The organism is Archangium sp. (assembly GCF_036389735.1).
In the GTDB taxonomy this organism is placed as follows: domain Bacteria; phylum Myxococcota; class Myxococcia; order Myxococcales; family Myxococcaceae; genus Archangium.
Map to the genome: position 1 here is coordinate 1 of NZ_DASVWK010000619.1, position 8,240 is coordinate 8,240.

Genomic DNA, 8,240 nt, shown 5'->3' on the forward strand with positions numbered 1-8,240 from the left:
ACGTGGTGGGTCTGGAGGGCGATCCCGCCCGCTTCACCGCCCGGGTGAGCACCGTGGACTCCACGCCCACGGTGCCGACGCGGGCCCGGGCCCTGCTCTACGGCCCTCCGCCCGACGCCGAGGCCGCGCTGGTGCTGCTGGGCACCCCGGGGCGCTACGTGGCCCTCGTCCACAACGGGGCCGGTGCGCCGCTGCGGCTCGAGTGGGCCCTGGGCGAGCGACGCGGCACCATGCTCGGCCACGCTGCGGCCTCGGGCCCCGCGGACCTCGAGCTGGAGGTGAACGACCAGGGCGACCTGGTGGCCTCCGTGGGCCGTGGCCCGGACAAGCGGACGATCGCCGAGCCGCTCCGCCTGGGAGTGGACTGGCAGAAGCAGTTCGGTGAGGTGCCCGTGCCCGCCTTCGGCTGTATCGAGGGCTCCTGTCAGGCGGAGAACCTTTCCTACCAGGCCAAACGCCTCCCCACGTCGGCCCCCACGGCCCAGCCCGTCGCGGCCGTACGAGAGGAGCCGGCCCCTCCCAAGCGGCCCGCCCCGAAGCCGGCCCCTCCGCCCAGGGGCAAGCGCTCGAAGTAGCGCGGGCTCGCCCTGCATGTGGATGTGGCCTCGTCGGAGGCTTTGAATTATCCCTGTGCGCTCCATGCGCACCTTCCACCGTCGTGGCTTCACCGCGCTTCTCCTCTCCGCCAGCCTCCTGGCGGGTTGTGCCCACACCTCCTCCCCCACCGAGGTGCTCGACCGGGCCGCCACGGCGGCCCAGAAGGGCACCAGCGAGGCCCGGACACTCGCGCTCGCCGGCTTCCACTCATGGCTGGTGACGGGGGACCCGGCCGCGGCCCAGGGGCGCTTCGACGAGGCCCTCACCAAGGACCCCGCCGACCCCTTCGCCCTCTACGGCCAGCACCTGCTCGCGCGCCGCGCCGCCCAGCCCCGCCGGGCGCTCGACGCCGCGCTCGCCGTGGCCACCCGCGCGCCGCGCCATCCGCTCGCGGTGCCCTCCGCCCGCTACGTCCTGGACCTGGTGGGCTCCTCGCCCGCGCTGGACGACGTCATCCTCAGCGGCACCCAGGCCGCGCTCGATGCGGGCGCCACCGGAGAGGCCGCCCAGCTGCTGCGCGCCGTCCACGTGGCCATCCTCGGCATGAGGGAGGACCGGGCCGCCCAGGCCCGCGTGCTCAAGGACATGGGCGCGGCGGACACGGCCACCTTGTTGGGGCCCTTCTCGCCCTGGCACCTGCTCGCCTTCGACGACACCACCCCGCCAGAGAAGGACGGCTCGCTGGCGGGCCCCTTCACCGGCCCCTTTGGCCAGCTCGTGCCGCGCACCCTGCGCGCCCCCGACAGCCGGCTGGACGTGGCGGGCGAGCCGGCCACGGGCGACATCTACCTGCTGGCCGTGGACGCGGAGGTGCCCGAGGACGGCATCTACGTGGCGCGTTCCGTCAGCGCCTCCTCGCACAAGGTGATGCTGGATGGCTCGCCCCTCATGGAGCGCCGCGCCTTCACCCGCGCCGCCCCCACGGTGGCCACGCGTCCCGTGCGGCTCGCGGCGGGCCGGCACCGCCTCTTCATCAAGCTGCTGAAGGACCAGCGGGCCGCCAACGTGTCCTTCGCGCTGGCGCGCGCGGATGGACGTCCCTCGGGCATCCGCTACACCCCGGCCAGTGGTCCAGCGCCCGCCTCGTGGGGCTCGGCTCCGAAGGAGGCCGAGGCGGAGCTCGTCTATCCCGGTGCGGAGGACCTGGCCGCCACGCTCGCCAAGGAGGCGGGCCCCCTGCTGGCGGACTTCCTCGCGGTGCGGGACGGGATGGGGAGAGACCCCGACGGGGCCTGGCGGTTGATGACGCGCCTTCAGAAGGGCGCGCAGAGCCCCGCCATCCTCTCGCTGCGCGCGGAGCTGGCCGCGCAGGACCGGAGCATTCCCTCCAAGGTGGCGCGTGGCCGCGCGACGCGGGACATCGAGACGGCGCTGTCCAAGGACCCGGGCGACGTGGCGACACTGCTGCTGCGCGCCGAGCTGGCCCTCAACGATGGCCAGTCGACCTCGGCGCTGGAGACGGTGAAGAAGGCGCGCGCGGTGGTGACACCAGCGGGCTGGCCCGTGCACGTGCTGGAGGCGCGCGCGGCGCTGGCGCTGGAAGTGGAGAGCCAGGCGGAGGAGAGCGCGGAGGCGGCGCTGCAGGCCCAGCCGGGCCTGTGCGAGGCCCAGGGGCTGCGCTACGGGCTGGCGCGTCGCCGGGACGCGGTGGCGCGCACGGACGAGCTGGTGGCCTCGCTGGCGGGCTGCCCGGGCGCGCTCTCACGCGCGGCCGAGCACGCGCGGATGCGGGGAGACCTGGAGCGCGCCGCGGCGCTCTACCAGGAGCAGCTGGCGCGCAACCCGGGTGACGTGAACACGGGCCTGTCGCTGGCGAACGCGTACGTGGCGCGGCGCGGCTTCGACGAGGCCACGTCCATGCTGCGCGCCCTCAGCGCGCTCTGGCCGCGCAACACGCAGGTTCTGGCGAAGCTGGCGGACGTGCGCGAGCTCGCGGGCGACGCGGCCGGGGCCCTGGCCCTGCGCGAACAGGCCCTCGCGATCGACGGCAGCAACCTGTCGATGCGCCGCGCCCTGGTGCGCGCGAAGACGGGGCAGGAGGTACTCCAGGCGTACGCCATCGACGGGCGGCAGGCCATCAAGGACTACACGGCCAACCCAGGCCCCGAGGAGAGCGCCGCCGTCTACGTGCTGGACGCGGCGGCCGTGCAGGTGTTCCCGGATGGCTCGGTGATCAACCGCATCCACAGCATCCAGAAGGCGCTGGAGCAGAGTGGCGTACAGGAGATCGCCGAGGTGAACCTGCCCTCGGGCGCACAGGTGCTGGCGCTGCGCACCATCAAAGCGGACGGCACGGTGCTGGAGCCGGAGAGCATCGAGGGCAAGGACACCGTGAGCCTGCCGGGCGTGCAGGTGGGGGACTACGTGGAGGTGGAGTACCTCCAGGCGGAGTCGTCGCGGGGGCCGGCGCAACCGGGCTTCACGGCATCCGAGTTCTACTTCCGCATCGCCGACATGCCGGACCACCGGGCCACCTACACGGTGGTGGCGCCCAGGGGCATGGGCATGAAGGTGGACGCGCATGGACTCCAGGTGCCGGCGCCAGTGGTGAAGGGAGACGAGGAGGTCTTCACGTACGAGGTGAGGAAGGTGCCGCCCTTCATCCCCGAGCCGGACAGCCCGCCGTCGGCCAGGGAGTACCTGCCCTTCGTGGTGGTGGGCGCGGGCACCACGGGCAATGACAGGCTGGTGGCGGCGTACGCGGACGCCTTCCTGGACAAGGGCGCGCTCAACTGGGAGGTGGAGGCCTTCGCGCGCGAGGCGGCCGAGGGCAAGCGCGGGCTGGAGGCGGTACAGGCGCTGTACGGAGCGGTGATGAAGCGCTTCAGCGGCCGGGACGCGGGGCTGACGCAGTCGGCGGCCTCGTCGGTGGCGCAGGACCGGGGCAGCCGGCTGTGGCTGCTGAAGGCGGGGCTGGAGGCGCTGGGGATTCCGGCGCGTGTCGCGGCGGTGCGCACCTTCTCGGTGGACCCGGCGGAGTACCTCTTCCCCGAGGAGTCGCTGCTGGCGTACCTGGCGGTGCGGGCGGAGGTGCCGGGTGAGGAGCCGGTGTGGTTGGACACCACCACGCGGTTCGCGCCCTTCGGCGAGTTGCCCGAGTCGGCGATGGGCCAGCGGGATGCGTACCTGCTGCCCGAGCCGGGCCGTGCACTGGAGAAGGTGAAGACGCCGCCCCTGACGCAGCAGCTCGGCAAGCAGGTGCAGCTGGCCCTGGAGGTGGATGGGAAGGGCGTGCTCACGGGCAAGGGCGAGGAGGTCTACAGCGGCTTCGAGGCGGCGCAGCTCGCGGAGGCCCTGGAGGCCATCTCCGGGGAGCGCCGGCGGCAGGCGCTCCAGGGCGCGGTGGGCCGCTACTTCAGCGGCGCGGAGCTGACGGACCTGAAGCTGGAGCGCACGGAGGCAGTGGGGGCCCCCCTCACGGTGCGCTACACCTTCAAGGCACCGAGCTTCGCCCGGGTGGACGGCAACAAGCTGGTGCTGCCGCCCATCACCATGCCGGCGATGCTGGGGCGGCAGTACGTGCAGCTCAGCACGCGCACCACGCCGCTGTACCTCGAGGACACCGAGGCGAGCCGCACGCAGGTGACGCTGACGATGCCGCAGGGCTACCGGCTGGCGGACGCGCAGGCGCAGCTCAAGTCGGAGAGCCCCTTCGGACGCCTCCAGCGTACGGAGAAGCAGGAGGGGCGCACGCTCACCATCGACGAGTCGCTGCGGGTGGAGCGCGGGCGCATCCCGGTGAAGAAGTACGAGGACTTCGCGCACTTCGCCGGTGAGGTGGACCTCATCCAGTCCAGGGACCTGGTCCTGGTGAAGCAGTAGCCCTGGACGGAAAGCCCTCTCCCCTCGGGGAGAGGGCCCGTGAACTCAGGACTCCTCGGCCCCTTCGAAGTGGACCTTGGCCTTGCCCATGACGTGCTCGACGGCGAAGAGGTGCCAGGCCACGTTCTTGAGCATCCCCGCGGCCTGCGGATCCACCAGGGCCTCGCGCAGCTGCGCGGACGTCAGCCCGAAGGCGGCCGCCTGATTCTCCAGCACCTCGAACGTCTTCTCGGGCGCGAGCTGCAGCCCGTCACGCTCGGCCACGGCCTTGAGCGCCAGGGAGATGCGCAGACGCCGCTCCACTTCCGCCCGGGTGGCCGGGTCCTTCATCCACAGGTCGAGCGCTTCCTGCTTCTCCTCGGGAGAGAACTCCTTCTCCACCAGGGCCTGCCCCTCGGCCTCCGTCCAACGGCGGCGGATCTCCTCGTCCACGAGGGCGGGAGGAATCTCCACCTGGATGCGGGAGGACAGCTCGTCCAACACCATGTTCTGGGCATCCAGCCACAGCACGTCGGCCTGCTCGTCGATCAGCTCGTCGGCGATGGCGTCCATCACATCTTCGTGCGTGGCCCCCCGACCGAGCCGGAGTAGGAACTCTGGCGAGTCGGTATCGGGCATCTTCACTTCCCGGGCGCCCCGCAGGTCCACCAGGAAGCTCGCCGGCCTCCCGCGCAGCGCCTCCACGGGGTACTCGGCGGGCAGCACCAGGTCGATCTTCAGGCTGTCGCCCACCGCCGAGCCCACGATGGCGTCCGCGAAGCCGGGGAGCATCTCCTGGGGCGCCAGCTCCATCCAGAAGCCGGTGCGGATGCTGAAGGGGAGGAGCTGGCCGTTGGCGTAGCCGATGATGTCGAGCTGGACGTCGTCGCCCATCACCACCTCTTCCCCCTCTTGCCGGGTGCGAACCTCGGCGAGGGAGCGGGCCAGGTCATGGAAGCGGCGGATGAGGTCTTCCTCGGCGAGCGGCGGCGGAGCGGGCACCGTGACTTCGATGCCCTCCGTCGAAGGAGCCGTCACCGTGGGAAGTGACACGGGGCCGCCGTGCCCGGCGGAAGCCACGGGCAGGTGCTCCGTGAGACGTACCACCGGCGCGGCCCCAGCGTTCGGGCCACTGCCGGCGACATTCGTACTGCCACCCTTCTTCTTCTGAGCCACCGAAACTCCTCCTGGCAGGTAGGGACCGGGACCGCGGTCCCAGACAGGATTGAACCGCGAGCGTTTCACAGTCCCTACCAGAAAAGGAGAGCGGTGGCTGCCTACCGCGACTACCCGAAGAGGCCACCGACGAAGCTGGAGACGGTGGAGACCGCGGCACCCACCTGGCTGACCACCGGGATGTTGGTGGCGGCGGCCACCGAGCCCACGGCGGTGATGACGCTGGTCACCTTCTTGGTGGTGCTGGCCTTGGGGTCCTTCAGGGTGGAGTAGGCGCTCGCCACGTCGAGACCGGCGATGGCGATGTTGGCACCCGGAGCGAAGCGGCCCGCGGCCTTGGCCAGCGGACCCGCGGCGGCCCTGGCACCGGCCCGGACGGCGGCCTTGCCAGCGGCCTCGCTGCCCTCGCGAGCCAGCGTCCTGCCCGCGGCGCGGGTGGCGGCGCCGGTCGCCTGGGCGATGGAGGTGCCCTTGGCAGCGCCCTTCACGGCGGTGCTGACCGCGCGGCGCACGTCGCCCACGTTGGAGGCACCCTCGAAGGCATGCTTGGCCGCGGTGGTGGCCGCCGCACGAACGGCCTTGCCGGTCGCGTTGGGAGCCACGCCGCGGAAGGCCTCGGAGGCCGCGCGGTAGGAGCTGCCGAACTTCTGCACGTCGCGAGCGATCTCCAGCCCGCCCTTGACGGTGCTGATGGCGCCCTTGGCGGCCGTGGCCACCGTGCCGATCGCCTGGTCACGAGCCTCGGCCGTGCCCGAGCGGATGGCATTGCGCACGTCCTTGACCGCCGTGGCGACCTGGCCGGGCAGCTTCGCGGCGCCCGTCACGGTGCCGAAAGCGCCGCCGACCTTCTTGGCGATGCCGCCCAGGTTCAGCTTGTCGTTCGGGTTGGTCGCCTTCTGGACGGCGTTGTTCCAGTTGTTCTTCCAGGTCGTCTTGAAGCCGTCGCGCTTCACGGCCCGGGCGTTCTCGAAGATGTCCTTGGGCGCGGACTTGACCTTGTTGAAGGTGTCGTAGGCCTTCTTGGCCGTCTCGCCAGCCTTCGCCGGATTCTGCACGAGCTCCGTCGCCTTCTTCTGCACGGTGTGGGCGACGTTCGAAACGCCTCTCTTCAGTCCGCCAATGAAGCTCATGAGAATCTCCGGTTTATAAAGTTCAAGAACTGCTGATGACGGGATTATCGGATCATTTTTTAAGAAGTTGCCTGGGGGGGCCCAAAAAACTCTACCCACACACACCTACATCCTCCTGGCGACGCCCCTGCTGGGGCAGCAGCCTCACCGAGGCTCGGCGATCGCGGAGTGAGCCTGACTAGAAGGCGTAGCGTGCGGTGACTTGAGAACCGGCGAGGCGCAGCTCGATGGTGCCGTGCTCGAACTGGTAGTGCTCCTGCCATTGCCGCTTGAGCGGAGAGAGATCGAAGCTCGCGGTCCGGTTCAACAGCGCCTCGCAGGCATCCCCATTCGCATCGTGGGCCAGCACGAGCTCCACGTGCGAGCTACCCGCCGCCGACTTCTGGAAGGAGCCATTCCAGAGCAGGTCGTACGTGTGCTGCTTGCAGCCGCCCGAGTGCATCACCTCCGCCACCAGCGTGTCGCCCTGTACCTCCAGGCTCGTGATGGCGATGTCGTCCTTGGGGGCGGGAGACGCCGTCACCCGCAGGGGCTTCGAGGTGGAGGCAGCGGGGCTCTCGGCCTGGGGCGCCGGACGGGGAGCATCTCCGCTCGTCGACGACGAGGACCCCGCGCATCCGAGCAGGGCACCGAGGACCAGACCACTCCAGATTGGCTTGCGCATCCTCCGGAGTCTACATCCAGCCGAGCTGGAGCCGGGCCACGTCCGACATGCGGCTCTGGTCCCAGGGCGGATCCCACACGAGCTGCACGTCCGCTTCCTTCACCCCGGGCACGTCCTGCACCTTGCGCCTCACGTCATCCACCAGCACCGGGCCCATGCCGCACCCTGGCGCCGTCACTGTCATGAGGATCTCCACCTTCTGCCCACCCTCCGGCAGCGACGTGGCCTTGCACTGGTACACCAGCCCCAGCTCCACGATGTTCACCGGAATCTCCGGGTCGTACACCGTGCGCAGCTGCTCCCAGATGCGCTCCTCGTCGAAGGGACCCTCGGCGCCCTCCCCGGCGGACGCCTGGGACTCGGCGGACTTCGGGTTCTGCGCGAGGTAGTCCTCTCCCAGCACCTCGACGTCCTTCTCGTCGATGCGCATGAGCTGACCGTAGTCGCCCTGCACCGTGACGTTGCCGCCGAGCGTCTGGAGCACCCGCACCTCGGTGCCCGCGGGCACCGTCACCCGCTCGCCGCTGGGGATCATCGTCACTTCGCAGTCCCGCGCGAGCGGTGTCATCAAACCCCTCATCCGGACTTCCTCCCTACTCCGTCGAGACGGAGGCTTCCTTGCCGTCGAGCGCCGCGCGCAGCGCGTGCCATGCGAGGCTCGCGCACTTCACCCGGGACGGGAACTCATTCACCCCGGACAGCACCGCCAGCTTGCCCAGGGCCTCCGTGTCCAGGCCGGCGGGGCCCTCCATCACCAGCTTGTGCACCAGCTCGAAGAGCTGCTCGGCCTGGGCCCGCGACAGCTCCTTCACCGCCCCCGTCATCAGCGACGCCGAGGCCCTCGAGATGGCGCATCCCTGCCCCACGAAACC

Annotated in this window: 6 protein-coding genes and 1 pseudogene; 2 read left to right on the forward strand and 5 right to left on the reverse strand. The window is 70.9% G+C overall.

All coding sequences use genetic code 11. The features are described from left to right. A pseudogene (locus VF794_RS21770) lies at positions 1 to 575 on the forward strand (serine/threonine protein kinase); the annotation flags it as partial. Positions 576 to 639: 64 nt separating this feature from the next. Next, a complete protein-coding gene (locus tag VF794_RS21775) occupies positions 640 to 4,419 on the forward strand; it encodes a DUF3857 domain-containing protein (protein ID WP_331113404.1) in 3,780 nt (1,259 codons plus the stop codon). Positions 4,420 to 4,464: 45 nt separating this feature from the next. Here VF794_RS21775 and VF794_RS21780 read toward each other — a convergent pair whose 3' ends face one another. The 5 genes from VF794_RS21780 to VF794_RS21800 form a co-directional block, all read right to left on the reverse strand. Further along, entirely contained in the window at positions 4,465 to 5,574 is a 1,110-nt protein-coding gene (locus VF794_RS21780) for a peptidylprolyl isomerase (RefSeq protein ID WP_331113406.1), read from the reverse strand. A 110-nt stretch (positions 5,575 to 5,684) separates the two neighbouring features. Beyond that, entirely contained in the window at positions 5,685 to 6,704 is a 1,020-nt protein-coding gene (locus VF794_RS21785; protein WP_331113408.1) for a hypothetical protein, read from the reverse strand. 178 nt (positions 6,705 to 6,882) lie between these two features. Further along, positions 6,883 to 7,368, reverse strand: coding sequence for a hypothetical protein (locus tag VF794_RS21790; RefSeq protein ID WP_331113410.1), 486 nt, complete (start codon positions 7,366 to 7,368; stop codon positions 6,883 to 6,885). Positions 7,369 to 7,378: 10 nt separating this feature from the next. Further along, positions 7,379 to 7,948: a putative Fe-S cluster assembly protein SufT gene (sufT, locus tag VF794_RS21795; RefSeq protein WP_331113412.1), complete on the reverse strand. Its 570-nt coding sequence runs from the start codon at positions 7,946 to 7,948 to the stop codon at positions 7,379 to 7,381. 13 nt (positions 7,949 to 7,961) lie between these two features. Beyond that, on the reverse strand, positions 7,962 to 8,240 hold a 279-nt coding region (locus VF794_RS21800), incomplete at its 5' end, for an iron-sulfur cluster assembly scaffold protein (protein ID WP_331113414.1).

What these genes read in the sequence shown, in the direction of transcription:
- VF794_RS21790 (WP_331113410.1), bottom strand. Translation starts at nt 7,368, where the DNA reads ATGCGCAAGCCAATCTGGAGTGGTCTGGTCCTCGGTGCCCTGCTCGGA.
- VF794_RS21775 (WP_331113404.1), top strand. Translation starts at nt 640, where the DNA reads ATGCGCACCTTCCACCGTCGTGGCTTCACCGCGCTTCTCCTCTCCGCC.
- VF794_RS21785 (WP_331113408.1), bottom strand. Translation starts at nt 6,704, where the DNA reads ATGAGCTTCATTGGCGGACTGAAGAGAGGCGTTTCGAACGTCGCCCAC.
- sufT (WP_331113412.1), bottom strand. Translation starts at nt 7,948, where the DNA reads ATGAGGGGTTTGATGACACCGCTCGCGCGGGACTGCGAAGTGACGATG.